The 25,667-nt window shown below is 70.2% G+C and carries 33 protein-coding genes; 19 read left to right on the top strand and 14 right to left on the bottom strand.

Annotated features, from left to right (window positions below; all coding sequences use genetic code 11):
• Positions 1–21 precede the first annotated feature (21 nt).
• The gene (locus G9C83_RS00925; protein WP_167244254.1) at positions 22–489 is read left to right on the top strand and encodes a hypothetical protein; all 468 of its coding nucleotides are present in this window, start codon (positions 22–24) and stop codon (positions 487–489) included.
• A gap of 20 nt (positions 490–509) precedes the next feature.
• Here G9C83_RS00925 and G9C83_RS00920 read toward each other — a convergent pair whose 3' ends face one another.
• Both G9C83_RS00920 and radA read right to left on the bottom strand, forming a co-directional pair.
• Entirely contained in the window at positions 510–908 is a 399-nt protein-coding gene (locus tag G9C83_RS00920; RefSeq protein ID WP_167244253.1) for an Hsp20/alpha crystallin family protein, read from the bottom strand.
• 262 nt (positions 909–1,170) lie between these two features.
• Positions 1,171–2,202, bottom strand: coding sequence for a DNA repair and recombination protein RadA (radA, locus tag G9C83_RS00915; protein WP_167244252.1), 1,032 nt, complete (start codon positions 2,200–2,202; stop codon positions 1,171–1,173).
• A gap of 142 nt (positions 2,203–2,344) precedes the next feature.
• Between radA and G9C83_RS00910 the strand changes: the two genes are divergently transcribed.
• Both G9C83_RS00910 and G9C83_RS00905 read left to right on the top strand, forming a co-directional pair.
• On the top strand, positions 2,345–3,442 hold the full coding sequence (locus G9C83_RS00910) for a 60S ribosomal export protein NMD3 (protein WP_167244251.1): 1,098 nt from the start codon (positions 2,345–2,347) through the stop codon (positions 3,440–3,442).
• Entirely contained in the window at positions 3,439–4,482 is a 1,044-nt protein-coding gene (locus G9C83_RS00905) for a class I SAM-dependent methyltransferase family protein (RefSeq protein WP_167244250.1), read from the top strand. Before G9C83_RS00910 ends, G9C83_RS00905 begins: the two co-directional genes overlap by 4 nt.
• Before the next feature lie 122 nt (positions 4,483–4,604).
• Here G9C83_RS00905 and G9C83_RS00900 read toward each other — a convergent pair whose 3' ends face one another.
• A complete protein-coding gene (locus G9C83_RS00900; protein WP_167244249.1) occupies positions 4,605–6,431 on the bottom strand; it encodes an ATP-dependent DNA helicase in 1,827 nt (608 codons plus the stop codon).
• 214 nt (positions 6,432–6,645) lie between these two features.
• Here G9C83_RS00900 and G9C83_RS00895 point away from each other — a divergent pair, with 214 nt between their 5' ends.
• Together G9C83_RS00895 and G9C83_RS00890 are read left to right on the top strand one after the other, a co-directional pair.
• A complete protein-coding gene (locus G9C83_RS00895; RefSeq protein WP_167244248.1) occupies positions 6,646–7,038 on the top strand; it encodes a DUF2178 domain-containing protein in 393 nt (130 codons plus the stop codon).
• 5 nt (positions 7,039–7,043) lie between these two features.
• A complete protein-coding gene (locus G9C83_RS00890) occupies positions 7,044–7,268 on the top strand; it encodes a helix-turn-helix transcriptional regulator (protein WP_167244247.1) in 225 nt (74 codons plus the stop codon).
• Here G9C83_RS00890 and G9C83_RS00885 read toward each other — a convergent pair.
• Positions 7,265–7,465 carry a hypothetical protein gene (locus tag G9C83_RS00885; protein WP_167244246.1) on the bottom strand — a complete coding sequence of 67 codons (201 nt, stop codon included), beginning with the start codon at positions 7,463–7,465 and terminating at the stop codon, positions 7,265–7,267. The genes G9C83_RS00890 and G9C83_RS00885 overlap by 4 nt on opposite strands.
• A 58-nt stretch (positions 7,466–7,523) precedes the next feature.
• On the opposite strand from G9C83_RS00885, the gene G9C83_RS00880 reads away from it, so the two are divergent.
• From G9C83_RS00880 to G9C83_RS00870, 3 genes are read left to right on the top strand one after another with little or no spacing between them, the layout of a single operon-like run.
• Entirely contained in the window at positions 7,524–8,447 is a 924-nt protein-coding gene (locus G9C83_RS00880; protein WP_167244245.1) for a YkgJ family cysteine cluster protein, read from the top strand.
• Positions 8,448–8,472: 25 nt separating this feature from the next.
• On the top strand, positions 8,473–9,372 hold the full coding sequence (locus G9C83_RS00875; protein WP_167244244.1) for an NAD(P)H-binding protein: 900 nt from the start codon (positions 8,473–8,475) through the stop codon (positions 9,370–9,372).
• Positions 9,365–10,075: a hypothetical protein gene (locus tag G9C83_RS00870; protein WP_167244243.1), complete on the top strand. Its 711-nt coding sequence runs from the start codon at positions 9,365–9,367 to the stop codon at positions 10,073–10,075. The genes G9C83_RS00875 and G9C83_RS00870 overlap by 8 nt, the downstream gene beginning before the upstream one ends.
• Here the strand turns inward: G9C83_RS00870 and G9C83_RS00865 are convergent.
• On the bottom strand, positions 10,072–10,245 hold the full coding sequence (locus G9C83_RS00865; RefSeq protein WP_243837899.1) for a DUF5786 family protein: 174 nt from the start codon (positions 10,243–10,245) through the stop codon (positions 10,072–10,074). The genes G9C83_RS00870 and G9C83_RS00865 overlap by 4 nt on opposite strands.
• A 65-nt stretch (positions 10,246–10,310) precedes the next feature.
• Positions 10,311–10,595, bottom strand: coding sequence for a hypothetical protein (locus G9C83_RS00860; RefSeq protein ID WP_167244242.1), 285 nt, complete (start codon positions 10,593–10,595; stop codon positions 10,311–10,313).
• 136 nt (positions 10,596–10,731) lie between these two features.
• On the opposite strand from G9C83_RS00860, the gene G9C83_RS00855 reads away from it, so the two are divergent.
• Positions 10,732–11,532 carry a PHP domain-containing protein gene (locus G9C83_RS00855; protein WP_167244241.1) on the top strand — a complete coding sequence of 267 codons (801 nt, stop codon included), beginning with the start codon at positions 10,732–10,734 and terminating at the stop codon, positions 11,530–11,532.
• A 61-nt stretch (positions 11,533–11,593) separates the two neighbouring features.
• Positions 11,594–11,755, top strand: coding sequence for a DUF6757 family protein (locus G9C83_RS00850; protein WP_167244240.1), 162 nt, complete (start codon positions 11,594–11,596; stop codon positions 11,753–11,755).
• 28 nt (positions 11,756–11,783) lie between these two features.
• Here G9C83_RS00850 and G9C83_RS00845 read toward each other — a convergent pair whose 3' ends face one another.
• Complete coding sequence (locus G9C83_RS00845) at positions 11,784–12,101, bottom strand: ferredoxin family protein (protein WP_167244239.1); 318 nt, start codon at positions 12,099–12,101, stop codon at positions 11,784–11,786.
• A gap of 95 nt (positions 12,102–12,196) precedes the next feature.
• On the opposite strand from G9C83_RS00845, the gene G9C83_RS00840 reads away from it, so the two are divergent.
• The gene (locus tag G9C83_RS00840) at positions 12,197–12,706 is read left to right on the top strand and encodes a cupin domain-containing protein (RefSeq protein WP_167244238.1); all 510 of its coding nucleotides are present in this window, start codon (positions 12,197–12,199) and stop codon (positions 12,704–12,706) included.
• Positions 12,707–12,749: 43 nt separating this feature from the next.
• A complete protein-coding gene (locus G9C83_RS00835) occupies positions 12,750–13,121 on the top strand; it encodes a DUF393 domain-containing protein (protein WP_167244237.1) in 372 nt (123 codons plus the stop codon).
• A 5-nt stretch (positions 13,122–13,126) separates the two neighbouring features.
• Here G9C83_RS00835 and G9C83_RS00830 read toward each other — a convergent pair whose 3' ends face one another.
• Positions 13,127–13,816: a type 1 glutamine amidotransferase gene (locus tag G9C83_RS00830; RefSeq protein ID WP_167244236.1), complete on the bottom strand. Its 690-nt coding sequence runs from the start codon at positions 13,814–13,816 to the stop codon at positions 13,127–13,129.
• 230 nt (positions 13,817–14,046) lie between these two features.
• Here G9C83_RS00830 and G9C83_RS00825 point away from each other — a divergent pair, with 230 nt between their 5' ends.
• Complete coding sequence (locus G9C83_RS00825; protein WP_167244235.1) at positions 14,047–15,228, top strand: HD domain-containing protein; 1,182 nt, start codon at positions 14,047–14,049, stop codon at positions 15,226–15,228.
• On the opposite strand, the gene alaS is transcribed toward G9C83_RS00825, so the two are convergent.
• Complete coding sequence (gene alaS, locus G9C83_RS00820) at positions 15,229–18,012, bottom strand: alanine--tRNA ligase (protein ID WP_167244234.1); 2,784 nt, start codon at positions 18,010–18,012, stop codon at positions 15,229–15,231. It lies immediately after the preceding gene.
• A gap of 142 nt (positions 18,013–18,154) precedes the next feature.
• On the opposite strand from alaS, the gene G9C83_RS00815 reads away from it, so the two are divergent.
• Together G9C83_RS00815 and G9C83_RS00810 are read left to right on the top strand one after the other, a co-directional pair.
• Positions 18,155–19,204, top strand: coding sequence for a glutathione S-transferase family protein (locus G9C83_RS00815; RefSeq protein ID WP_167244233.1), 1,050 nt, complete (start codon positions 18,155–18,157; stop codon positions 19,202–19,204).
• A gap of 54 nt (positions 19,205–19,258) precedes the next feature.
• Complete coding sequence (locus G9C83_RS00810; RefSeq protein WP_167244232.1) at positions 19,259–19,738, top strand: TspO/MBR family protein; 480 nt, start codon at positions 19,259–19,261, stop codon at positions 19,736–19,738.
• Here G9C83_RS00810 and G9C83_RS00805 read toward each other — a convergent pair.
• Positions 19,735–20,049, bottom strand: a complete 315-nt coding sequence (locus G9C83_RS00805; protein WP_167244231.1) for a hypothetical protein — start codon at positions 20,047–20,049, stop codon at positions 19,735–19,737. The two genes, G9C83_RS00810 and G9C83_RS00805, sit on opposite strands and share 4 nt — an antisense overlap.
• Positions 20,050–20,095: 46 nt before the next feature.
• Positions 20,096–21,067: a replication factor C small subunit gene (locus tag G9C83_RS00800; RefSeq protein ID WP_167244230.1), complete on the bottom strand. Its 972-nt coding sequence runs from the start codon at positions 21,065–21,067 to the stop codon at positions 20,096–20,098.
• Positions 21,068–21,218: 151 nt separating this feature from the next.
• Between G9C83_RS00800 and G9C83_RS00795 the strand changes: the two genes are divergently transcribed.
• From G9C83_RS00795 to G9C83_RS00785, 3 genes are all read left to right on the top strand, one after another.
• On the top strand, positions 21,219–22,280 hold the full coding sequence (locus tag G9C83_RS00795) for a polymer-forming cytoskeletal protein (RefSeq protein ID WP_167244229.1): 1,062 nt from the start codon (positions 21,219–21,221) through the stop codon (positions 22,278–22,280).
• Between the two features lie 68 nt (positions 22,281–22,348).
• Positions 22,349–22,546, top strand: a complete 198-nt coding sequence (locus G9C83_RS00790) for a ubiquitin-like small modifier protein 2 (protein WP_167244228.1) — start codon at positions 22,349–22,351, stop codon at positions 22,544–22,546.
• A 1-nt stretch (position 22,547) separates the two neighbouring features.
• Positions 22,548–22,943, top strand: coding sequence for a GNAT family N-acetyltransferase (locus tag G9C83_RS00785; protein ID WP_347877764.1), 396 nt, complete (start codon positions 22,548–22,550; stop codon positions 22,941–22,943).
• Here the strand turns inward: G9C83_RS00785 and G9C83_RS00780 are convergent.
• A complete protein-coding gene (locus G9C83_RS00780; RefSeq protein WP_167244227.1) occupies positions 22,935–24,305 on the bottom strand; it encodes a phosphoglucomutase/phosphomannomutase family protein in 1,371 nt (456 codons plus the stop codon). The genes G9C83_RS00785 and G9C83_RS00780 overlap by 9 nt on opposite strands.
• Before the next feature lie 131 nt (positions 24,306–24,436).
• Between G9C83_RS00780 and G9C83_RS00775 the strand changes: the two genes are divergently transcribed.
• Positions 24,437–25,015, top strand: a complete 579-nt coding sequence (locus tag G9C83_RS00775) for an NAD(P)H-dependent oxidoreductase (protein ID WP_167244226.1) — start codon at positions 24,437–24,439, stop codon at positions 25,013–25,015.
• Here G9C83_RS00775 and G9C83_RS00770 read toward each other — a convergent pair whose 3' ends face one another.
• Together G9C83_RS00770 and G9C83_RS00765 are read right to left on the bottom strand one after the other, a co-directional pair.
• Positions 25,016–25,276 (bottom strand): GIY-YIG nuclease family protein, encoded by a 261-nt coding sequence (locus G9C83_RS00770; protein WP_167244225.1) that lies wholly within the window; start codon positions 25,274–25,276, stop codon positions 25,016–25,018. It lies immediately after the preceding gene.
• Between the two features lie 38 nt (positions 25,277–25,314).
• Positions 25,315–25,464 (bottom strand): hypothetical protein, encoded by a 150-nt coding sequence (locus G9C83_RS00765; protein WP_167244224.1) that lies wholly within the window; start codon positions 25,462–25,464, stop codon positions 25,315–25,317.
• Positions 25,465–25,667 lie beyond the last annotated feature (203 nt).

The raw sequence follows: 25,667 nt of genomic DNA, 5'->3' as shown, positions 1-25,667 counted from the left end.
GTCCCGGGGCTCGCCCAGCTCGTGGGCGAGTTCGCCGACGACGTACACGCGCACCTCCGGGACGCGCTCGCCGCTCGCCGCCCCCATCGCGAGTGGACGACCGAGTGGTACGTCGGGCGCACGGCCGTCGACGTCGCGGGCGTCCCGGCCGGCGACGCGCCGCTGGTGCTCGTCGAGGTGGAGATGCGGCGCGCCGACCCTGCGAACAACCCCGTGAAGCTCGCGCGCCACGCCGCCGAGGACGCTTTCGACGCCCCCGTCGTGCTCGTGCAACTGTTCAGCGGCTACTACGCGCTCGCGGACGGCGCCGCGTCCTCGAAGCGCGAGAACGCGGAGTTCGTCGGCGGACTCGCTACTGATTCGCTCGCCGGCTTCGACTACCGCGCCGTCGACCTGTCGCTCTCGCCGCCGGTCCGCGGCGACGACCCGCCGGAGGGCTGGCAGGACGCCGTCGCAAACGCCGCCGACCGCGTCGACGAGCGTATCTGAGAATCAGCGCCGCGGCCGGGTCACTCGATGTCGACGCTCGTGGACTCCTCGCTCGTGTGCAGCTTCGGCAGCTCGACGGTGAGCACGCCGTTCTCGAAGGACGCGGCCGCGCCGTCGTCGTCGACGTCCTCGGGCAGGGAGACGCTCCGCGAGAGCGAGCGCTTGCTGCGCTCCTGGCGGACGTAGTCGCTCTCGTCGACCCCGAACTCCTCGTCGTGGCGCGCGTCGATTCGCAGCGTCCGGTCGCGGACCTCCACGTCGATGTCGTCCTTCTCGAAGCCCGGGAGGTCCGTAACCACCACGAACTGCTCGTCGTCGTCCCTGACGTCCACGGCGAGCCCGCCGCCCGCGCGCTCGCGAGCGTCGTTCATCTTGTCGAGCAACCGTTCCAGTTCGTCGAAGGGACTGCCTCGTGACATATTCGACTGTTCGCCGCGAACCCCGGAAAAGCTACCGGCCGGATAGCGACCGGGAACCGATACAGAACGAGAGAACACGGGCGAGCATCCGCGAGCCGAGCGGTTCACTGCGCGACCGAGCGTAGCGAGTGAGCGCTTTCCCCCAAGTTTTGCCGAGTGAGGCGCGCGGAGCGCGCCTCTCGTGGTTCGAGAGACGTCGGGGGCGTCTCTCGTCATCACGAGAGAGCTTCGCTCTCTCGAACGACAGCGCAAAAAGTGCGTCTTATTCCGGCTTCAGGCCGGCGTCCTGGACGCGCATGACGGCTTCGCCGTCGGCGAGGTTGGGCGCGTCGACGAGCTTGACGATGCGCTTGTCGTTCTTGGACTTCTTGAGGTACATCCGGAACGTCGACTTGTGGCCGAGGATGTTGCCACCGATGGGCTTGGTGGGGTCGCCGAAGAACGAGTCCGGGTTGGACTGGACCTGGTTAGTGACGACGACGGCGGCGTTGTAGAGGTTGCCGACCTTGTCGAGGTCGTGGAGGTGTTTGTTGAGTTTCTGCTGGCGGTCGGCGAGTTCGCCGCGGCCGACGTACTCGGCGCGGAAGTGCGCGGTGAGGGAGTCGACGCAGAGCAGGCGGACGGGGTACTCGTCGTCCTCGTACTCGGAGGCGATCTCCTGGGCCTTCTCGGCGAGGAGCATCTGGTGGTTGGAGTTGAACCCCTTCGCGACGTGGATCTTGTCGAGGAAGTCCTCGACGAGTTCCTCCATGGCGTCCTCGTCGTCGGGGGTGCCCTCGATGTCGCGGTCGTCCATGGCGGCCTGGAGCTGTTCGTCGGTGAGCCCGCGGACCATGTCGTCGATGCGCTCGGGGCGGAAGGTGTCCTCGGAGTCGATGAAGATGGCGCGGCCGCGCAGCCCGCCCTGCTCCTGGGGGAGCTGGACGTTCACGGAGAGCTGGTGGGTGACCTGGGACTTGCCGGCGCCGAACTCGCCGTACACTTCCGTGATGGACTGGGTCTCGACGCCGCCGCCGAGCATGTCGTCGATGTCTGGGATGTTCCACGTGAGCTTCCCGATCTGTTCGCGGCGTTCGAGGACGGTGGCGCCGGTCTCGAAGCCGCCGACGTCGGCGGCCTCGCGGGCGCCCTGGATGACGTCTGCGGCGGTGCTGTCGCCGATGTCCGCGGTGTTGGAGAGCTCGCCGGCGGACGCGACGGCGATGCTCTGGAACGACTCGAATCCGTTCTCTCGGAGTTTCTCCGCGGTCGCGGGGCCGACGCCGGGGAGTTCCTCGAGGTCTGCTTCGGGCATGTACTTCCTCGCTTGGTCCCTCCACCCCATAAACCCTCGTATACACCGTAGTGAAAGTGGAAGTGGCCGACGGCGACGGCCGATATCGCTTCGCTCGTCCCGTGACGGGCAACTTAACAGGCGGCGCGGCCTACGCCGGGGTATGACTGACGCAGGCACGTTCTGCCCCCGCTGTGGCGACCCCATCGACAGCGACACGGAAGGGGTCACCCGCCGCGAGCGCTCGCTGTGTGACGCCTGCTACTTCGAGGACTTCGAGTTCGTGGACGCGCCCGAGCGCATCGAAGTGATGGTGTGCGCGCGCTGCGGCGCGGTCCACCGCGGGAACCGCTGGGTGGACGTCGACGCCGACGACTACACCGACGTCGCCATCGAGGAGGTCAGCGAGGCGCTGGCGGTCCACGTGGAGGCCGAGGACGTCGACTGGGAGGTCCGCCCCGAGCAGGTCGACCAGAACACGATTCGGATGCACTGCCTGTTCTCGGGGGTCGTGCGCGACGAAGTCCAGACCGAGGAGGTCGTCGTCCCGGTGAAGGTGAGCCGCCAGACGTGCAAGCGCTGCGGCCGCATCGCGGGCGACTCGTTCGCGTCCATCGTGCAGGTGCGGGCGGTCGGCCGGGACCCGACCAGCGAGGAGACCGAGCGCGCCACCGAGCTCGCCCACCAGATCGTCGCGGAGATGGAGGACACGGGCGACCGGAACGCGTTCGTCACGGACGTCTCGGAGGCCGAGTCCGGCGTCGACCTCAAGCTCTCGACGAACAAGATCGGGCTGAAGCTCGCGCGCAAGCTCATCGAGGAGTTCGGTGGGAGCTTCGAGGACCACGAGAAGCTCGTCACGGAGGACGAGGACGGCAACGAGGTGTACCGCGTGACGTACGCCGTCCGCCTCCCCGAGTTCAAGCCCGGGGACGTCATCGACCTCGCGGACGACGACGGCGGCCCGGTACTCGTGCGCTCGGTCCACGGCAACCTCAAGGGCGTTCGCGTCACCACGGGCGAGCCCTACGAGGCGAGCTACGAGGAGGGCGACGCGCCCGACGCGCGCAAACTCGGGACGACCGAGGACGCCACGGACGCCACGGTCGTCACCGTCGAGGACGACAACGCCGTCCAGATTCTCGATCCGGAGACGTACGAGTCGAAGACCGTGCCGCGGCCGGACTACGTCGACGACGACGCCGCCACCGTCCCCGCGCTGAAGTCCCGCGCCGGCCTCCACGTCCTCCCCGAGGCGTGACGGCCCTCGCCGTCGTCGTCCCGAAGCCCGACTCGGAAACCCGCATCGCCGGCCTCGAAGCCGAGGGCGTCTACGACGACGCCCGGAAGGTCCGGGAGCACGACGCCGACAGCGTCGAACTCCCGGTCACGGAGCGCCCCCGCGAGACGGAATTCGAGCGCGTGATCGAGCAGGACGACCCCGAGCTGCGCGCGCCCGGTCTCGACGACTTGCTCCGCGAGCGCGGGTGGACCGAGGCCGAGCGCGACCGCGCGCCCTCGTCGTGGGCGGTCGTCGGTACCGTAATTCTCGCGGACTTCACCGACTGCCCGCGGCCCGCGGAGGTCGGCGAGGCCCTGCTCGACCTCCACAGCGAGGCCGACACCGTGCTCGCGCGCGGCGGCATCGACGGAGAGCATCGGGAGCCCGACGTCTCCGTTGTCGCCGGCGAGGGCGACACCGAGACCGTCCACACCGAGCACGGCACGAAGTACGCCCTCGACCTCTCGCGCGTGATGTTCGCGCCGGGGAACAAGGCCGAGCGCGCCCGCATGGGCGACGTCGCGAGCGAGGGCGAGCGCGTCCTCGACATGTTCGCCGGCATCGGCTACTTCGCGCTCCCGATGGCCCGGGCGGGCGCCCGCGTCACCGCCGTCGAGAAGAACCCCGAGTCGTTCCGCTACCTCGCCGAGAACGCCCAACTGAACGGCGTTAGCCGGAATCTTGACTGCGTGCTCGGGGACTGCCGGGACGTCGACAGCGAGGCCGACCGCGTCGTCATGGGCTACTACGACGCCCTCGGCGGCGGCCCCGTCGACGACGTCGAGACGACGGCGGGCGGCCCGGGCTACCTCGACGCCGCGCTCGACAACCTCGTCCCCGGCGGTGTCTTGCACGTCCACAGCGCCGTCCCCGAGGCCGAACTCTGGGAGCGCCCCGAGTCGCGGCTCCGCGCTGGCTGCGAGCGCGCGGGCCGCCCGGTCGAAGTCGAGAACCGGCGGCGGGTGAAGTCCCACAGCGCGGGTGTCGAGCACGTCGTGCTGGACGCCCGGGTTGCGTAACCAGTACGGCTTTGCCGGGCGAACCCCACGGCTCGGGTATGACACGAGAGCAGCTGCTCGCAGTCTTCCTCGTCGTCCTGATGCTGGGGTCGTCGCTCGTCTACGGCCTCTCGTTCTTCTAGCTACTCGGCGTCCCAGACGTCCGCGAGTGGGCTCCCCGAGCCGGAACTGCGGCCGTCGTCCCGACCGCCGCGTCCGCTGCTCCCGTTGCCTCCTTCGCTCGTGTCCGTGCTCGCGGTCGACCCGCTACTCGACGCGTTGCTCGACGTGCTGCTCGTGTACGTCGGTTCGACCTGGTCGATTTCGCCCGAGAGATCGGCGAGCGCGCCGGCCGCGTCGGGCTCCGGCAGGTCGGGAACGGTCATCGCGTCGACCTGGTCGCGGAACCACGGCGGCATGTCGGTGCGCGCGCGGTCGAAGAGGTCGAGGATGCTCGAGTCAGCGACGTACGTGGCCCCGTGGTCGTCGGGCGCGCGGACGACGCGCCCGCAGCCCTGAATCACGGTGCGGAGCGCAGTGCGGTAGTACCACGCCCACTGGCCGTCAGCGAGGCGCGCGGCCACCCGGGAGTCGTTCGTGTTCAGGAACGGCGCCTTGCAGAGCACCTGCCAGCGGCCGAGGTCGTAGGCCAGATCGAGCGCTTCCTCCATCTTCACGGCGACGAACACCTCGGGGTCGTCGCTTTCCTTCCAGCGCTCCAGTTCGGCGTCCCGCGTGTCGGAGTCGTGCGTGCGCACGCGGTCGCCGACCCCGAACTCGTCGAGGTGGCCCGCGAGCTTCTCCGCGATGTCGTAGGAGTGAGCGTGGACGATGCCCTTCTCGTCGGGGTGGTGGGCCATCACGCGCACGACGGTCTCCGCGACCTTCGGGAGCGTCCGGTCGCGTTCCTCGTAGGTCATCTTCCCCTGCGTGACGTCGTACAGCGGACGGTTCTCCAGTGGAAACGTGTGCTCGACGTCGACGAGCGCGACGTTCGACGGGTCGAGGCCGACGCTCCGGCAGAACGCCTCCTTGTTCAGGATCGTCGCGGAGAGGAGCGCGTGCTTGTTCGCGCGGTCCCAGACGGTGTGCTTGAGGTAGCGCTCGGGGTCCATCGGCTTCACCGTCACCGACTGCTCGTCGGCGTCCACGACCCACGTGGTCGCGGACTCGGGGTCCTCGTAGTCCTCGACGAACCAGTTCAGCTCGGAGATGAGCTCCTGGAGGCGGTCGCGCTCCCCGGCTTCTTCGGGCGTGAGCTCGTCCTGTCCGAGGAGTTCGTCCTTGCGGCTCTCGCAGACCCGCGTGAGGTGTTCGGCGAAGTTCACCGCGCCGTCGGGGTCGCCGTCCACGTCGGGCACGCGGACGTCCTCCCAGACGGGGACAGTGTGCTCGTTCAGGTCGATGGTGGCGTACATCTCCGCCCACTCCGCGAGCCCGTGGGCTTCGTCGACGACGCAGACGTCGCGCTTGCGGAAGACCTCCGACCCCGCAGTTCGCATGAAGTACGCCAGCGTCATCGCGGCGAACTCCCGCGAGGAGGCGATGGCGCGGTCCGAGAAGTACGGGCAGCGGTGCTTGACCGCGCAGTCGTAGCCGCGCTCGCGGGCGCAGGGCGCGCGGTCGACCGGGGTGTCCTCCTCGCCGGGGAGGATGCACGTGTAGTTGGACTTCCCGCGGATGAGCTTCAGGTCGTCGAGCAGGTCGTCCTCGGCGACGTCGTCGAGCTGGGAGACCTGCGGCGTCGTGTAGTACGCGCCCGTCGCGTCCACGGGGTCGGCGTCCGCGACGCGGCGCGCGCAGCCCATGATGGCGCGCGCGATGAGGCTCTTCCCGCTGCCGGTGGGCGCGCGTACGAGCACCACGTCGTTGCCCGCCTCGAACGCCTCGCGGACGTCCCGCAGCGCCTGCTCCTGGGCGCCCCGGAACTCGGGGGCGGGGAACTCCGCGACGATGCGCTCGGGATTCACTGTCCGGAGGCAGACGCGCCGGGGGGTTAACGCCACCGCTCGCGGTCAGTCGACACCGCGGGCACCGGCGTAAAACTTATTTTACGGTGTAAAGTACGTTTTACTGTAAAACGCTCTTTCCATCGAGCGTTCGACCGGTGATTCAGATGACTGGCACGCACTCCACGCACGCACCGCCCGCGGGAACCGACGCGCCCACCGAGGTGAGCGCGTCGTGAACGCTCTCGCCGACGCGCGGAGCGTCCGCAGGACCGTCACCGGGTTGGCCGTCGTCGCCGGCCTCGCGCTCGGCGTTCTCACCGCCGCAGACCGTCCGCTCGTCGGGGTCGGCATCTACGCCGTCGCCATGGTCGGCGTGGTCGCCGTCCAGTCCCGCGCGGAGACGACCGTCTTCGACGAGCGCGACGAGGCCATCGCGGAGGAGGCCGCCCAGCTCACGCTGACCGTCTTCGGGTGGGCGTCCGCCGTCGTGTTTCCCGCGCTCACCGTCGCGTGGGGGCTCGGCCGCTTCGAGTGGGGGCCCGCCACCAGCGCGGTCGCGCTCTCGGTCGCCGTGCTGTACCTCACGTACGCGGGCCTGCTGTTCGCGGTCCGGCGGCGGAGGTGACCGCGGTGGAGAACTCGCTGCGCGACCACCGCGAGCGTCACGGCCTCAGCCAGCGCGAGCTCGCCGAGCGCGTCGAAGTCACCCGTCAGACCATCAACGCCGTCGAGGGCGACCGCTACGACCCCTCCGTCGAGCTCGTGTTCAAGCTCGCGGTGTTCTTCGAGGTGCCCGTCGAGGAGCTGTTCAGCCCGGACGTCGACCTCGACGCGACCGTCGGCGACCTCGACTAGTCGCCGAGCGCCGCGACGTCCGCGGCCCGCGGCTCGTCCGGGAGGCCGTCGATGCAGTCGAAACAGAGGAAGAACTCCGAGTCGTCGGCGAACTCCAGGGTCATCCCGCCCGTCCCCGCGGGGTCCATCGTCCAGATGTCGCCGATGCCGCCCGCGACCCGGACGGCGTCCCCGCAGCCCTCACAGCGCTCGCTCATACCCCTGCTTGGGTGCGCGCGGGCAAACGCTTTCGGCTCGCGCGCCCCACTTCCGGGTATGGAGGTCGACTGCGAGAACTGCGCTGGCTGCTGCGTGGACTGGCGCCCGCTCGCGGACGTCCCCGAACACGAGCGCCGCGGCCCCCAGCGCCCGCTCGACGACACGTACAACCTCGTGCCACTGACCCGCGAGGACGTACGTGGCTTTCTCGACGCGGGGCTCGCCGACGCGCTCACGCCTCGTCTGTGGGAAGCGAGCGACGGCCCGAGCGTCGAAATCGACGGCCACGAGGTCGCCGCCATCGCCGGGAAGCCCGCGTTCTTCGTCGGCATCCGGAAGCTCCCGAAGCCCGTCGCGCCGTTCGACGCCGACGCGTCGTGGCTGCCGACCTGTGCGTTCCTCGACCCCGAGACGCTCCAGTGTCGCGTCCACGACAGCGACGTCTACCCCGAGGAGTGCGCGGAGTACCCCGGCCACAACCTCGCGCTCGACGTGGACACGGAGTGCGAACGCGTCGAGCGCGACGTCGGCGGCGACCGCCTGCTCGACGGCGAACCTCCCGACGAGCAGTCGTCGCTGCTGTTCGGCCCGCAGGCGGTCGGCGAGAAGGTGTTCGCGTACCCCGACCCGGACGACCTCGCGGACGGCACTCCCGGGAGCGGAAGCGACCGGGAGCACGGTGGACGCGTCGCGTCCACCGGCGTCCTCGAACGCCTCGCCGAGGGCGCCCTCACGGCGGAGGACCGCGCGCGCTTCGTCGCGGTCACCGCGGCGAGCGCACCCGGCACCACCGCGGTCGAACCGAACAAGCGGGAGCAGGCCTACGAGACCGCCCTGGACGCGGACTCGTGGGTCGGCGCCGCTGCCCGCGAGTGGGCCGAGCGCGCCGGGTCCGACGACCCCGACCCCGGACTGGGCGGGGCGGTCGAAGAAGCGCGGGGTGCGCCCCCGACACCGGGCTGGGGCGCCCTCGACAGTTAAGCCGCCGGGCGCCCACGTGGCGGCTATGCGCGTACTCGTCACCGGCGCTTCCGGCTTCGTCGGCGGCAACCTCGTCCCGGCGCTCGTCGACGCCGGCCACGACGTCCAGGCGCTCGTCCGCGATCCGAAGCGGTACGACCAGCCCGACGGCGTCGAGGTCGTCGCGGGCGACCTGCTCGACGCGGACTCGCTGTCCGTCGCCTTCGACGGCGTCGACGCGGCGTACTACCTCGTCCACTCGATGGGGTCGGGCGGCGACTTCGCCGAGCGCGACCGCCGCGCCGCACGGAACTTCGTCGCGGCCGCCGACGCCGCGGGCGTCTCCCGGGTGATCTACCTCGGCGGCCTCGGAGAGACCGGCGACGACCTCTCCCCGCACCTCGCCTCGCGCCGCGAAGTCGAGGCCGTCCTCGCCGACGGCGACTTCGACCTCACGACGCTGCGCGCGGCCGTCATCGTCGGCGCGGGGAGCGCGAGCTTCGAGGTGGTCCACCAGCTCGTCGCCAAACTCCCCGTGATGGTCGCGCCGAGGTGGGTGCGGACGCCCTGTCAGCCCATCGCCGTCTCGGACGTCGTCGCGTACCTCGTCGGCGTCCTCGACCACCCGGAGACCGCGGGCGAGACGTACGAGGTCGGCGGCCCGGAGGTGCTGTCCTACCAGGCGATGCTCGAACGCACCGCCGTACTCGCGGGCGAGCGCCTCTTCGTCGTCCCGGTGCCCGTGCTGTCGCCGCGGCTGTCGACGTACTGGGTGGACCTCGTCACCGACGTGCCGCGGTCGGTCGTCCACCCGCTGATTCACGGCCTGAAGAACCCCGTCGTCGTCACGGACGACCGCATTCGGGACGTGGTGCCCGTGGAGCTGACCCCGTTCGCTGACGCCGCACGGCGCGCGCTCCGCGGCGGGGAGGCGACCGATGGGTGAGGCCGGCCCCGACGGGACGGTCTACGGCGAGGCGTGGGTGTACGAGAGCATCGTCGGCGCGATCCCCGGCGTCGACGTCGCCGAGCGGACCGCGGTCCTCGTGCAGTTCGCCGGCTTCGAGGCGGTTCTGCTCGCGCTCGCGCTCGCTTACGACCTGCCGGAGGCGGTGCTGCCGGGGACGGTGGCCGTCGTCGTCGCGGCCGGCGGTAGCGCGTTCATGCTCGCCATCGGAAAGCGCGCGCGCCGGTCGAGGCTCCCGGTCCGCTACCGGCGCCTGCTGTTCGCGTCCAGCCTCGAAGTGGTGCTCGGCGTCGTCGCGTACGTCGTGCTGCTGACGTACCTCTTCGTCTACGACCCGCGGGACGGCGCGACGCTGTTCGCCGGGCTGCTCGGCGACTCGCCGCCGCTGCTGCCCGCGGCGTTCGCGCTGCTCGTGCTCTGGGACGTCTGCTACCGCATCGGGACGGGGTGGTGGGCGTCGGTCGTCGGGCTCTGGCTGTCGCTCACCCACGAGTTCGACGCCGACACCGCCGACGCGGCGCGCTCGGTCGGCTACCGGACGCTGGCGTTCGGCGCCCTGCAGACCGCGTTGCTCCCGTTCGTCTGGACGCACCCGCCGCTCGCCGTCGCCGTCGGGGGGCACGTCGCGGCAGTCGTCACGGTGACGACCGCCGCGCTGCTCGCGGTAGAACAGAGGTCCTAGTTCGACTGCAGCTGCTGGAACTGGTCGATGAGGTCCTCGGCGGAGTCGCCGGAGTCGAACTCGACGGACCCTTCGTACGTCGTCCGAGTGTCGTCGTCGGACACCTCGACGTTGTTCGTCTTCGCCTCGCGGCGTTCGTGCTCGTCGTCGTCATAGGCACCCATTGACATGGCAACAATACGCACGGTACGGGATTTGCCACCATGAATGTAACGGACGCTCACACCCCACGCGCTCAGAACGAGACCTGCGGGGGGCCGTCGACGCCCATCGGCGTCGGGTCACGGTCGCTGTACCCGACACGGCCGACCGCATCGGCGTCGAGGGCGCTGTACACCGCGAACGTCGCGTCCTGGGCGTCCTCGAAGCGCTGTTCGCCGCAGCGCCGGATGACCGCTTCGAGCGGCTCCTCGCCGTCCGGGTAGGCGAGGTCGTGGTCCCCGACGGCGTCGGCGAGCTCGTCGGCGGTCAGCGGGTAGTCCTGGGTTTCGAGCAGCGTTGCGGTCTCGCGGAGTGTCATCACCCTCACGAACTTTCACGATATACAAGAGTGTTTCGCATGAACGATAGTGAAGAATTTAATGTCTCTAGGGACGCTTCCATCACACAGCGACACACACCGGGCGGTTTAGGTGGCGGCGCCGACGCCTTCCCGTATGGTGTACGCGGACCTCCACGTCCACACTCAGCGCTCCGACGGCACGCTCACGCTCGACGAGGTCCCCGCGGCCGCCCGCGAGGCCGACGTCGAAGTCGTCGCCGTCACCGACCACGACCGCCTCCACCCCGACCTCGACGCCCCCGTCACCGAGCGCGACGGCGTCGAGGTCGTCGCCGGCATCGAACTCCGCGTCGACGCCGGCGACCAGCGCCTCGACCTGCTCGGCTACGGCGTCACCCCCACGGACGACCTCGTCGCCGAGACCGAGCGCATCCAGCGCGACCGCGTCGCCCGCGGCCGCGCCATCATCGAGAACGTCGAGGACGCGCTCGGCGTCACGCTCGACGTCGAACCCCGCGAAGGCCTCGGCCGCCCGCACGTCGCCCGCAGCGTCGTCGCCCACCCCGACACCGGCTACGACGACCCCGGGGCCGTCTTCGTGGACCTCATCGGCAACGGCGGCCCGTGCTTCGTCGCCCGCGACGTCCCCGACTTCGAGGCCGGCGCCGAGCTGCTCGCCGACGCCTGCGGCGTGGTCGGGCTCGCCCACCCGCTGCGCTACCCCGATCCGGAGGCGGCGCTCGCGCGCTGTGGCGCCCTCGACGCCGTCGAGCTCGACTACCCCTACGACCGCCCCGTCGGCGAGGGCTCCGCCGACGGCGGCCGGGAACTCGTCGAGGACGCAATCGAGGCGTACGACCTCCTGCCCGCGGGCGGTAGCGACGCCCACGGCCGAGAACTCGGGAAAGCCGGTCTCGACGAGGCCGCCTACGAGCCATTCCGCGAGCGCCTGTAAGGGGCCACTGGCGCGTGCCGGTGCCGTGAGGTTCAGGTACTTGTGGGTCCAACTGGGACCCATGCAGTGTCACTACTGCGACCGGGACGCCGACCTCACCGTCGAGAAGGGCGGCCTGAAGGTCGGTGTCTGCGAGGAGCACTTCCAGGAGCGGCTCGACGAACTCTCCGACAGCGACGCCCTCCAGCAGCTCCGAGAGCAGCTCGAGATCGAACGGTCGTAGCGACCCGCGCCGAGAACTAGCCCTCCTCCTACCGGCTCGCGTCCACGTCTATCGCGTCCACGGGACAGACGTCCACGCAGAGCATGCAGTCGATGCACTGGGTCTCGTTGGCGGGGTCGGCCTTCCGCTCGGACTCCGGGTGGCCGGGCGTGTCCACCCACTCGAAGACGTCCACCGGGCAGTCCTCCAGGCACGCGCCGTCCGCGAGACAGATGTCGAAGTCGACGGCGACGTGAGTGCCGTGGATGCCGAGCTTCTCGGGCTCCTCGACCGGCCCCCAGACGTCGTGGCCCTTGTGCGTGTCCACCTGTTCGCGGTTCTCGTCGAACTGCGGGTCGATTGCCATACCTCCGAGTCGGGCGCCCGACAGTATCAACCCCGCGGCTCGCGCGTTCGCGCCGACGGGTCAGGCTTATCAGAACTCGCGCCGTCGCTTCCCGCATGCGAACGGTTGCGCTCGACGACTTCGACTCACGGATGGGGCCCGCAGACAGGAACGTCCCGCTGACGGACGCGCTCGGCGCCGCGAACGCCGCGCTCAACTACTACGAGCTCGACGAGGGCGACAGCTTCGCGTACGGCGTCCACGCCCACCAGAGCCAGGAGGAGTTCTTCTACGTGGTCGAGGGGACGGTCACCTTCGAGACGCTGGACGTCCAGCAGTCCGCGGACGCGGACGGCGACGCCGCCAGCACCGACGAGACCGAGGTCTCCGCGGGCGAACTCGCGCGCTTCGGTCCCGGCGAGTTCCAGCGCGGCGTCAACCGCGGCAGCGACCGCGTCCGCGCGCTCGCAATCGGCGCCCCCCAGGACGCCGGCGACACCGAAATCCTCCGGGAGTGCGGCGAGTGCGGTGAGACGACCACGCAGGCCATCGAGCTCGCAGACGACCGCTCGGAGATCCGTACCATCTGTGAGTCCTGCGGCTCGGTCACCGGGCGCTTCGACTGACGCGGCCGACGCTTTTCTCACACCCCCACCCGTACCCAACGGCATGACCGAGCATCCGCCGCGGCTCGTCTTCGACGACGACTGCGGGTTCTGCACGTGGTGTGCGCACTTCGCCGAGCGCCACGGCGACATCGACATCGTCGGCTTCACCGACCTCTCGCCCGACCAGCTCGCCCGCCTCCCCGACGACTACGAGCGCTCCGCGCACCTCCTCACGGACGACGCCGTCTACTCCGGCGGCGCCGCTATCGAGCGCGCGCTCGCCCGCGACTTCCCCGAACTCGCGCCCGTGTTCGCGGCGCTGCGCGAGGTACCGGGGTACGCGCCGCTCCGCGAGCGGCTCTACCGCTGGGGCGCGGACAACCGCGTTCTCCTCGGGAAAATCGTCCGCGACGACCCGCCGGCGCGCCAGTAACAGGCTCAGTCCGCGGCCTTCGGCTCGACGAGCGACTGCGTGAAGTTCTCGAACAGCTGCTTGGCCTCACAGGCCGCCGAGTAGTTCTCCGGCGTGATGCCCTCCAGCACCGCTTCCTTGCGGTCGGGCGCGAGGTCGTTCTTCCGCTTCGTGACGGACTCGGCGGTCTCGGGGTCGTACTCGGGGTGGAACTGGACGCCGACGGACTGCCCGACGCGGAACGCGTGGACGCCGTAGTCGTTCTCCGCGAGCAGCTCCGCGCCCCGCGGCAGCTCCGTCACCGCGTCCGAGTGCGTGGTGAACGCCGTGAACGTCTCGTCGACGCCGTCGAACAGCGGGTCGTCGGCGACCTGCTCGACGTCCCGGTAGCCGATCTCGTACTCGCCCATGCTGTCGACGTCGCCGCCGAGCGCCGCTGCGACGACCTGGTGGCCGAAACAGACGCCGAGGACGGGGACGCCCGCCTCGTGGCAGCCCGCGACGTACGCCACCAGCGGGTCGATCCAGTCCTCGTCCCAGTACACCGACGACCGCGACCCCGTCACGACCACGCCCTCGAAGTCGTGGTCGGCGGGGAGGTCGCTGTCCGTGACGTGGAACTCCACGAGCTCCGCGTCGAGCTCCCGGCGGAAGTTCCGCGTCGTGTCGGCGGGGTCGTGGGCCGCGTTCAGCAACGCGACGCGTGGCCGGCTCATGCACCCGTCAAGTCGGTCGGAGTCAAAAGGCGTTTCGCCCGCAGCACGTCGTGTCGCGACGTCGGAGACGGGGATGACAGCCGTCTCCGCCTCTCCCGTCGGTGGTGGGTCTGTGCTCCTCGCTGCGTGCTAATAATTCGCACGGAACGCCATAACTCCACGGATGCCTGCAAACGTTCGCGGCGTCTCCGAACCACCTTTGGTGCGGTCGCCCCCTCCTCGGGGTAGGGATGCGCGCCATCAAGGACAGCGTCCACGACTACATCGAGGTCGCGGGGGTCGCCGAGGCGCTGCTGGACGCGCCGGCCGTCCAGCGGCTCCGCCACATCAAACAGCTCTCTACCATCCGGCTCGTCTACCCCTCCGCGAACCACACGCGCTTCGAGCACTCGCTGGGCGTCTACCACCTCGCCGACCGCGCGCTCGACCACCTCGGCGTCACCGGCGCGCGCGCCGACACCGTCCGCGCCGCCGCACTCCTCCACGACGTCGGCCACGGCCCGTACGGCCACCAGACCGAGGGCATCATCCAGCGCCACCTCGGCCGCCACCACGACGAGGTCGGCCACCTCGTCGCGGACGGCGAAATCGGAGCCGTGCTCCGCGATCACGGCCTCGACCCCGACCGGGTCGCCGCTACCGTCCGCGGTGACGGCAAGCTCGGCCAGCTCGTCGCCGGGGAGCTGGACGTCGACCGCATGGACTACCTCGTGCGGGACGCCCACCACACCGGCGTCCCCTACGGCACCATCGACTACGGCCGCCTGCTGCGCGCGCTCGCGTTCCGCGGCGACGACCTCGTGCTCGCCGAGGGCAACGTCCCCACCGCCGAGTCGCTGCTCGTCGGGCGCGCGCTCATGAACGCGACCGTCTACCGCCACCACGTCGCCCGCATCGCGGGCGCGATGCTCGACCGCGCCGGCGAGCGCCTCCTCGACACCGCCGCCGTCGACCCCGAGACGTTCGCTCGCATGACCGACGCCGAACTGCTCGGCGCGCTCCGCGAACACGACGCCACCGCCGACGCCGCCCGCCGCGTCACCGAGCGCGACCTCTACAAGCGCGCCGTCTGGGCCGAACGCGGCGATGTCCCCGACGACATCGTGGCCGCCGACTACGACGCCACCCGCGGGTTCGAGCGCAAGATCGCGGACACCGCCGGCGTCCCCGAGCGCGACGTCGTCGTCGACAACCCCGGCCAGCCGTCGATGCCCGAGTCCTCCGTGCGCGTCGAAGTCAACGGGGACGCCCGCACGCTCAGCGAGCAGTCCCCGCTCGTGCAGGGGTTACAGGAGTCCCAGCGCGTGCAGTGGCGCTTCGGCGTCTACGCGCCCGACGAACACGTCCCGGAGGTCGCCGCCGCCGCCGAGCGCGTGCTCGGCCTCGAAGGCGTCGGCGACACCAGCGAGTAGTTACGCGCTCGCGACTTCCCGCAGAATCTCGGGCGCGCGCTCCAGCGCGTCGTCGAGGCTCTCGGTGTCGGGGCCGCCGCCCTGCGCGAAGTCCGGCGGGCCGCCGCCGCCGCCGCCGACCACGCCCGCGAGCTCGGCGACGACCTCGCCCGCGTTCACGGGGGCGCCGTCGGGCACCGCGACGACGAACTGCGCGCCGTCCTGTCCGGAGCCGACGACCGCGATCTTCCCGGAGTCGACGAGCGCGTTCGCGGTCGCCTGCAGCTCGTCCATGTCGCCGTCGAGTCGCTGGACGACCGCCGTGACGTCGCCGACCTCGACCTCTTCGCCGTCGCCGCCGCCGGACGCGCGGGCCTCCGCGACCTGCTCTTTGAGGTCTTCGATGGTCTTCCCGCGCTCCTTCCACTCCGTGAAGAAGCGCTCGGCCGTCTCCGGCACCTCGTCGGGCGCCACGTCGAACGTCTCCGCGGCCGCCAGCAGGTCGTCCTCGATTTCTTGCGTGTGCTCGATTGCGGCGGGACCGGCGGCGAAGGTGATGCGTTCGACGCCGTCCTGCACGCGCTCGGTGTTCAGAATCTTGATGGAGCCGATTTCGCCCGTGCGATTGACGTGCGTCCCGCCGCAGGCCTGCACGTCGTCGCCGACGTGGATCAGGCGGATGTTCTCGCCCGCCGGAATCCCGCCCTGGTAGAGGTCGAAGCCGAACTTCTCCTCGGCCTCGTGGCGGTGGGGCCACTCGCGCTGGACGCTCGTGTTCTCCCGCACGACCTCGTTGGCGACGCGCTCGATCTGCTTCTCGGTCTCCCGGTCGATGCGCTCGTAGTGGCGCACGTCGATGCGGGAGCTGTCCGTGCCCTTCTGGGCGCCGGCCTGCCGGACGTGCTCGCCGAGCACCTGTCGCGCCGCGTGAATCACGACGTGCGTCGCCGTGTGGTGGGCCATCAGGCGCTGGCGGCGCTCCATGTCGATCTGGCCGCGCACGAACTCGCCCTTCCCGGGGTCGTCGGTGGTGCGGTGGAGCACCACGTCGTCGCGCTTCTGGACGTCGACCACGTCGACCGACTGGTCGTCCGTCGCGAGCGTCCCGTGGTCGGCGGGCTGACCGCCGCCCTCCGGGTAGAACATCGTCTGGTCGAGCACCACGTCGTACACCGTCTCGCCGTCGTCCTCGCGCTCGAAGACGTCGAGCACGACCGCCTCGAACTCCGAGCGGTACGGGTCGTCGTAGTACAGCGGCTCCGTCTCCGGGAGGTCGTCCAGCCGGTCGTCCGTCTGCTCGGCCTCCGCGAGCGCGCCGCCCGTGTCGTGGCGCTCGGCGACCAGCGAGTAGAAGTCGTCGGGCGCGTCCACGGTCGCGCCGACCTCGCTCGCGATGTCCTCGACCATGTCCGGCTGGATGCCGTGGGAGTCGTACAGCTCGATGAGCTCGGAGGCCGGGATGGGGTCGCCGCGTTCGGCGTACTCCTCGGCGAGCTGGCGCACCCGCCGGCCGCCGCGCTCGAGCGTCTCAGCGTACTTCTCGACCTCGCTGCGGACGATGTTCCGGATGGTGTCGCGGTTCTCGTAGCCGAGGCGCTCGGCCTGCATGTCCACGAGCTCGTCCAGCGGCACGTCCGCGCCGACGTTGTCGACGAGGCGCTTGGTGCGGCGCAGCACCATGCGAGCGAGGTAGCCCGTGCCGACGTTCGACGGCACGATGCCGTCGCCGAACATGTACGCGAGCACGCGGGAGTGATCGGCGATGGCGTAGATGTCCTCTAGCGGGCGCACGAGCTCCAGCAGGCGCTCGGTCTCGACGCCGAGCTGGTCGGCGATGTTGTCCCGGGCGGCCTCGATGTCCTCGGCCTCGTCGATGTCGAGGTTGCCCGCGAGCTTCGCCGAGCGGTGGATGAGCTCCTCTTCTTCCTCGGTGTGCTCGATGCCCGCCTGCGCTTTCAGGAACTCGATGGTCTCCGGGTAGATGGCCTCGTAGACCGTGGGCGTCCCCTGACTGACCCACGTCCAGCGCTCCAGCCCGTAGCCGGTGTCCACGATGTACGTGTCCATCGGGCTGTAGCGGTTGCCGTCCTTCATCTCGTACTCGCCGTCGGGGTCCTGCTCCATCGACATGAAGACCAGCGTCGCCAGCTCCGCGCCCTTGTAGATGACTTCGAAGGCGGGCCCGGCGTTGCCGCCGCCGACCCACGGGTCCTCGATGTACGTGATGGCCTCGGGGTCGACGCCCATGTCCGCGAAGAACTCGTCGCAGTACTCGACGGTCTCGTCCTTCCAGTACACCTCGCCCTCGTAGGCGTACTCCTCTTCGGCGTCCTCCCGCGTGTTGAACGCGTGGTGGGCCATCATCTCGAACGCCATCGTGTGCCGGCCCGTCTTCCCGACGTTGTCGATGTCCTGCATCCGGATGCAGGGCTGGCTGACCGTGAGGGGGTTCGCGGGCGGCGGCGTCTGGCCGGAGGTCACCAGCGGCTGGAAGTCGTAAATCGAGGCCTGCGTCAGCAGCACGTCGTCGCGCCACCGGTTCGCCGCGACCGGGTACGGGTCGATGCGCTCGTGACCGTGGTCCTCGAAGAAGGAGAGGAAGCGCTCGCGCATCTCCTCGAGCGTGTACTCCTCGTCGAATCCGGGGTCGTCGATGAACTGGTAGTCCTCGCAGGGCGGTTCGCCGCACGTTTCGCGGTCGGGATCGCGCGTCCAGAAGTGCGCGCCGCACTCGGTACACTCCCGTCGGTGGAAGCCTTCGTCCTCGAAGTAGTCGAGGCGGTACGCCGACTCGAGGTCGCTCATTACCAGTATTGTGGCCGACCGACGAGTAAAACAGTTCCGGGGCGAACTCGCGAGCCCGGATTCGGGGGATTCGGGGCCCGCGCACCCGGCGAGTCGGGCCGCGCCCTCAACGGCTAAACGGCCGGCGTGCCTCTCCCCGGGTATGGGACGCATGGTCGACGGCGAGTGGCGAACCGAGGCGGAGATGATAGACCACGGCGAGGGCGGCGAGTTCGAGCGCGAGGAGACGTCGTTCCGCGACTGGGTCGGCGAGGACTTCCCCGCCGAATCCGGGCGCTACCACCTCTACGTCTCCTACGCGTGCCCGTGGGCGCACCGCACGCTCGTCACGCGCAAGCTCAAGGGACTCGACGACGCCGTCTCCGTGAGCGTCGTCGACCCCGTGCGCTACGACCAGGGCTGGGAGTTCGACGCTGACAAGCCCGGCGCCACCCCCGACCACCTCTTCGGCTCCGACTACCTCCGCGAGGTGTACGCCCAAGCGGACCCCGAGTACACGGGCCGCGTCACGGTACCGGTGCTGTACGACACGGAGGCCGACACGATCGTCAACAACGAGAGCGAGGAGATCATGCGGATGCTCGACGTGGCGTTCGACGACTACGCCGAGCGCGACGTCGACCTCTACCCCGAGGGCTACCAAGAAGACGTCGACCGACTCGTCGACGACATCTACGACCCCATCAACAACGGCGTCTACCGCGCCGGCTTCGCGGACACCCAGGAAGCCTACGACGACGCCGTCTCCGACCTCTTCGAGGCGCTCGACCACTACGACGACGTGCTCGCCGACCAGCGCTACCTCGCGGGCGACGTGCTCACGGAGGCTGACGTCGCGATGTTCACCACGCTGTACCGCTTCGACGAGGTCTACCACACGCACTTCAAGTGCAACCGCAAGCGCATCGTCGACTACGACAACCTCTGGCCGTACCTCCGCGAACTCTGCCAGCTGGGCGCCGCCGGACCAAGTGAGGGGGCGCCGAACGAACGAACGGGGAGCGAAGCGACCCGTGAGTCGTCGGTCGTCGAGGACACCCTCAACATGGACCACGTCAAGCAGCACTACTACCGCAGCCACGACCACCTCAACCCCAAGCGGCTCGTGCCCGTCGGCCCCGGCCCCGACTTCTTCGCGCCCCACGACCGGGACGAACTCCCGGGCGGCCCGCCCGAAGCGCTCCGGGAGTAGCGCCGCTCGACTGCTGCTGCGAGCAGTTTAGTCGCTGGCCGCCGAACGGCCCGTATGGACCTCTCGCGGGACGACCTCCCGGGCGTCGCGCTCGCCGTCGTCGTCTGTAACGCCGTCGGCGCCTCCCCCGCGCTCGTCACCGCCACCGGCAGCGGCACGTGGTACGACACGCTCGTCCAGCCGGCGTTCGCGCCGCCGAGCTGGGTGTTCGGGCCGGTGTGGACGGCGCTGTTCACGCTGCTCGGCGTCGCCGTCTACCTCGTGCTCCGCGACGGCCGCGGCCGCCGGCGGAAACTGGCGTTCGGGCTGTTCCTCGCGCAGTACGTGCTCAACGTCGCGTGGACGCTCGTCTTCTTCGGCGACCAGAACATCGCGGGCGGGCTCGCCGTCATCGCCGCGCTGCTCGCGCTCATCGCCGCCACGCTCGCGGCGTTCTGGCGCGTGCGGCCCGCAGCCGGCGCGCTGCTCGTCCCGTACCTCGCGTGGGTGGCGTTCGCGTCGTACCTGAACTACGCGTACTGGGCGCTGAACTAGTCCTCTGCGTCGAAGTCCGGGCCGCCGCGCTCCTCGGCGGTGATGGCGACGCCCTCCTCGGCCCACTCGTGGATCTTGTCGTCGGCCGCGCGCAGAATCTCGCTGGTGTCGTGGCCGCTGTCCCGGGCGACCTGGATGGTGTACGCCGCCAGCAGGCCGACGTGCGGGGAGACGTCGTCGCGGTCCCGGTAGTCGTTCTGGAGGAACATCTCCGGGCCGTTCGGCGCGTAGTACAAAAGCGCCATCGGCACGTCGTCGAACGTCGAGATGGCCTCGATGACCTTCTCCTGGTACTCGGTGAGGTCTGCCATACTCGCTCGTGCGGGCACAGCGGGAAGAACCCCGCCTTCGCGTCGACTACTCCCGCGCGTTCAGCGCCACCGACGCGAGCAGCGCTTCGAGCTGGACGCGCTCGTTGGCGCCCTCCGCGATGCGGTAGTCGGCCTCGCCGAGGCGGTCGAGCAGCCGGACGGCGGCCGCCTCCTCGACGTCGAACTCCCAGATGGAGCGATGTACTTGGTCGATGATGTCGCCGCCGGCGAGCCCGCGCTTCGAGATGAGGTCGTCGAGCGTCGAGCGCGCGGCCGTGAAGTCGCCCGCGATGGCCTCCGTCACCATGTCCTCGATCTCCTCGGGGCGGGCGGTCGCCGTGATGGCGAAGACGGTCTCCTCGTCGACGACGTCGCCCGTCGCGGAGGCCGCCTGCAGGGCGTTGATGGCGCGGCGCATGTCGCCGTCCGCGGCGTACACGAGCGCGTCGATGCCGTCCTCCGTGTATTCGAGGTCCTCGCGGCCCGCGATATCGCGGAGGTGGGCGGCGACCGCGTCGTCGTCGATGGGCGAGAACCGGAACACCGCACACCGCGACTGGATCGGGTCGATGATCTTCGAGGAGTAGTTACACGAGAGGATGAAGCGGGTGTTGTCCGAGAACTGCTCCATCGTGCGGCGGAGCGCTGATTGTGCGTCGTCGGTGAGCGCGTCGGCCTCGTCGAGGAAGATGATGCGGTGGTCGTAGCCGCCGAAGGAGGTGCGCGCGAAGTCCTTGATGCGGTCGCGGACGACGTCGATGCCGCGCTCGTCGCTGGCGTTCAGTTCGAGGAAGTTGTCCTGCCAGTCGTCGCCGTAGATCTCCTTCGCGATGGCGATGCTGGCGGTCGTCTTCCCGGTGCCCGCGGGCCCCGCGAACAGGAGGTGCGGGAGGTCGTCGCGGGCGACGTAGCTCTCCAGTCGGTCCGTGATGGAGGGGTGCCCGACGATGTCCTCGAGGCTCTGCGGTCGGTACTTCTCCACCCAGATTTCCTGCCGGCCGCCCGCGGCGTCTGCCATGCGTCGACCCAGAGGCTACCCGGCCTTAAACTCCGCGAGACCGCGTCCGACCGCTCGGCCACTCCGCTCGCTCTCCCGGCTCCGGCCCGCCGTTCGCCGCGCCCACCGCCTGACACGCAGATTTAAGTTCGCGTCCGCTGTCATCTCTCGCATGCGCTCGCCCGCCCTCCGCCGCGCGCTCGCGGCCGTCCTCGTCGTCGCCCTCGCCGTCTCTACGTTCGCTGGCGTCGCCGCCGCCGACGAACGCGCCGGCGGCACCATCGTCGTCGAGGAAGGCGAAACCGTCACGAACGGCCTGCAGGCGACCGGCGGCACGGTCGTCGTCCGCGGGACCGTCGAAGGCGACCTCGAAGCGTTCGCCGGCTCCGTCGAAATCACTGAATCGGGTACCGTCACCGGCGACGTCGGCGGTGCCGCCGGGTCCATACGCATCGCCGGCACGGTCGAGGAGGACGTCGACGTCGCCGGGGGCAGTATCGTCGTTACCGAGTCCGGCACGGTCACCGGGGACGTCCGCGCCGGCGCCGGGTCGTTCACGCTCGCCGGCACCGTCGACGGCACGGTCCGGGTCGGCGCGGGCAGCGTCTCGCTGACGCCGACCGCGTCGGTCGGCGGGGACTTCGTCTACGACGGCGAGTTCACGCAGGCCGAGGGCGCCACCGTCGACGGCGAAATCCGCCACGACCCGGACCTCGGCTCGATGCACGTCTCCCCGCTGCCCAGCATCGCGAACTGGCTGCTGACGCTGTACCTCCTCGCGCTCACGCTGTTCGTCGGCGCGCTCCTGCTCGTCGCGCTCCCCGGCGTGTCCGCGACCGTCGCCGACGCCACCGCGAACTCGCCGCTGCACGCGCTCGGCGCCGGCTTCCTCACGCTCGTCGGGACGCCGTTCGTCCTCGTCCTCCTCGTGTTCACCATCGTCGGCATCCCCGTCGCGCTCTTCGGCATCTTCCTCTACGTCCTCCTGTTGTTGCTCGGGTTCGTCTGGGGGTCGTACGCCGTCGGCGCGTGGCTGCTCTCGCTCGCCGACCGCGCGAACCGCTGGGTCGCGCTGTTCGTCGGCGTGCTCGTCGTCCACCTCCTCGGCTACATTCCCGTGCTCGGCGAGCTCGTGGAGCTCGTCGTCCTCCTGTTCGGCATCGGCGGCGTCGCCATCGCGGCCTACCGACACTTCCAGCGTCGCCGCCGCAGTGACGCCGCGCCTGCCGCCTGACCGCCGACGGCTGCCGCTCGATCACTCCAATCGCGGCGCCTAAGGCGGCTCGCGCGCTTGTCTCGAGTATGCGCGTGACCGTCGAGGTTGTCGGCGAGGACACCCACGAGTTCGACGTGACCGACGAGACGTACGCCGACCTCCTCGCGGAAGTCGACCTGAGCCCGCACGAGGTCTCCGTGATGGTCGACGGCGCGCCCGTCCCGGAGGACCAGCCGGTCGACGCCGAGCACGTGCGGGTGCTGCGGCTCATTCGGGGTGGGTAGCGTGCCGGTCGAGGGTCCCGGGGACGTGCTCGTCCGGCGGGCGTCCCCCCGCGACCACCTCGGCGTGATGCGCGTCCTCGACGGCGCGAACCTGGAACTGAGCGCCGAGACCGCCGAGCGCCGCATCGACGCCGGCACCGCCGTCGTCGCCGACCACGACAACCGCATCGTCGGCGCGCTCGTCGCCGTCCGCCGTGACGACGGAGCGCACGTCGAGGCAATCGCGGTGCGGCGGCGCCGCCGCGCGAACGGCGTCGGCAGCGCGCTCGTGGAGTTCGCCGCGGAGCAGTGGACGCCGCTCACCGCGGACTTCGACCCGGACGTGAAGCCGTTCTACGAGTCGCTGGGCTTCGACTGCGAGAAGCGAGGGGAGCGCTACCGCGGCGTCTTAGACTAGGGGCTCGACGAGGTCGCGGCCCGCCGACAGCAGTTCTTCGACGCGGTCGGGGCCGTCGGCTTCAGCGTACACCCGCATCTTCGGCTCCGTGCCCGAGGGGCGGACGAGCAGCCACGAGCCGTCCGCCAGGAGGATTTTGAAGCCGTCCGCGTCGTTGACGCGCTCGACGCTCACCCCGGCGACTTCCGCGGGGAGCCGGGATTCGAGCTCGTCGAGGACCGCGGGCTTGCGGTCGTCCGGGCAGTCGACGCTCACCTTGTCCTGGTGGATGTCGCCGAACTCCGCCGTGATGGCGTCGAGGCGCTCGTCGATGGGGCGCTCGCTGGCCGCGGCGGCCGCCAGCAGCGCCATCAGCACGCCGTCCTTCTCGCGGACGTGTCCACGCATCGTGTACCCGCCGGACTCCTCGCCGGCGAAGAGCGCGTCGTGTTCGCCCATCGCCGCCGCGACCCACTTGAAGCCGACCGGGGTCTCGACGACCTCGCAGCCGTGGGCGTCCGCGAGGCGGTCCACGAGGAACGTCGTCGACACCGTGCGAACCGCGGGCCCGGAGTCGTCCTCCAGCAGGTAGTCGTACGCGAGCGCGTAGAACCGGTTGCCGTCGAGAACGCCCCGCTCGGGGGTGACGACGGCGACGCGGTCGGCGTCACCGTCGTTCGCGACGCCGAAGTCCGCGTCGTGCTCGTCGACGGCGAGCGCCAGCCCCTGGAGGTTCGCCTCGTCGGGCTCGGGGGGCGTGCCGCCGAAGTCCGCGTCGCGCTCGCAGCGCTCGCGAATCACCTCGGCGCCCGCGGCTTCGAGGAGTTCGTCCGTGACGCCGCGGCCGCTGCCGTGCATCGCGTCGTACACCACGGTCAGCCCAGAGAGGTCGGCGTCTATCAGGTCGCGGCAGTGCTCGGCGTGCGGTGTCACGAAGTCCACCTCGCTGATTTCGCCGCGCTCGTCGCCCTCCACGGGCTCGCGGAGGTTCGCCTCGATTGTCTCCGTCACCTCGGGGAGCGCGGGCGCGCCGTCCTCCGGGATGAACTTCACGCCGTTGTACTCCGGGGGGTTGTGCGAGGCCGTCACCACGAGCGCGCCCGCGAGGTCGCGCTCGACGATGGCGTGCGCGACCAGCGGCGTCGGGCGGTCCCGCTCGGGCAGCAGGACGTCGAAGCCGTTCGCCGCGAGCACGTCCGCGATGTCCTCGGCGAACCCCGACGAGGTCTCGCGGGCGTCGTAGCCGACCGCGACCGTCTCTCCCACGTGGCCCTCGCTGTCGAGGTAGTCCGCGGTGGCCTGCGCGACCGCGCGGACGCGCTCGCTCGTGAACACGTCCAGGGTCGCGCGCCAGCCGTCCGTCCCGAAGGAGATGGCGTCCATGCGTACACGGTCGCTGCGTCGCATCAAAACCCCTGTGGTCGGCGAAACCCGTCGCTCGCACTACTCGAACTGCCGGCGGTGGTTGCGTGTGCGACCACGCCGAATTTACCCGTTCGTCCCGAACTCGCGGTATGGGTTCCCCGCCTCTCGTCGTCGGCGTTACGGGCAGCCGCCGCGACGGCAGCTACACCCGGCAGGCCATCGAGCACGCGCTCGCCGCCGCCGAACGCGCCGGCGCCGACACCGACCACGTCGACCTCGGGAGCGTCGACCTCCCGCTGTACCACCCCGACCGCGACGACGCGGACTCCGGCGACGCCGAGGAGTTGCTCGCCCGAGTACGGGCCGCGGACGGCGTCGTCGTCGGCTCCCCGAACTACCACAGCACGTTCTCCTCGACGCTCCACAACTTCCACGACTACTGCGGCTACGACGAGTACGAGGACACCGTCGTCGGCCTCGTCGTCGTCGCCGGCGGCGGCACCATCGGGTCGCCACTCGACCACCTGCGCATCACGATGCGCGGCGTCCACGCCGAGGTCGTCCCCGAGCAGGTCGGCATCCGGAACGCCTCCCGGTACTTCGAGGACGGCGCGCTCACCGACCGATCGCTCGCCGAGCGCGTGAACGGCGTCGCCGAAGCGGTCGTCGAGGCGGCGCGGCGGCGCGACCTCGCCGACGAGGCGGCGTCCCCGAGCGCGGACGACTGACTACCGCGGCCACGGGTCGTCCTGCTCGGCGACGAGCGCTTCCTTCTGCGGGCGGGAGAGCTGCTTGAGTTCGTACTCGCGGCTCATCGCGGCGGACTTCGACTCGTAGGACTCGACGTACTGGAGCGTCACCGGGGTGCGGCCGCGCGTATACTTCGCGCCGTCGCCGGCGTCGTGTTCCGCGACGCGGCGCTCGACGTCCGTGGTGTAGCCAGTGTAGTAGGAGCCGTCGCTGCACTCCAGCACGTAGACGTAGTGCACGCCCGGGACGACGGGACGCGGGGTGGACTGCGTTTCGGTCAGGCCCGACGGGCGCGGTCCTTCGACACCTCGGCGATGCCGACGTTCGCCGCACAGTTCGGGCACGCGTGGAGGCGACCGTCCTCGTCCGCGAACACGCGCGCGAAGTTCTCGGAGACGTGGGTGTCGCAGTGGTTACAACGGGGCATGGACGTGTTCGCCGGCGCGGGTGGCCAGCGTGTGTGAGTACACCGCACACGAATAAATGGGTTTTCCCAATTTCGAACAAAATTTGGCCGAACTCGAATCATAGTTCGCTCACTGCGGACGCGACCGATATCGTTGCCTCGTCCCGACAGGATTCATCCGGATTTCGACCGTACGAAGCCGTCAGTGGCCGCAACGGCGGCGT

This window comes from Halobacterium sp. R2-5 (assembly GCF_011734195.1).
In the GTDB taxonomy this organism is placed as follows: domain Archaea; phylum Halobacteriota; class Halobacteria; order Halobacteriales; family Halobacteriaceae; genus Halobacterium.
This window is presented reverse-complemented; position numbering and strand designations above follow the sequence as displayed.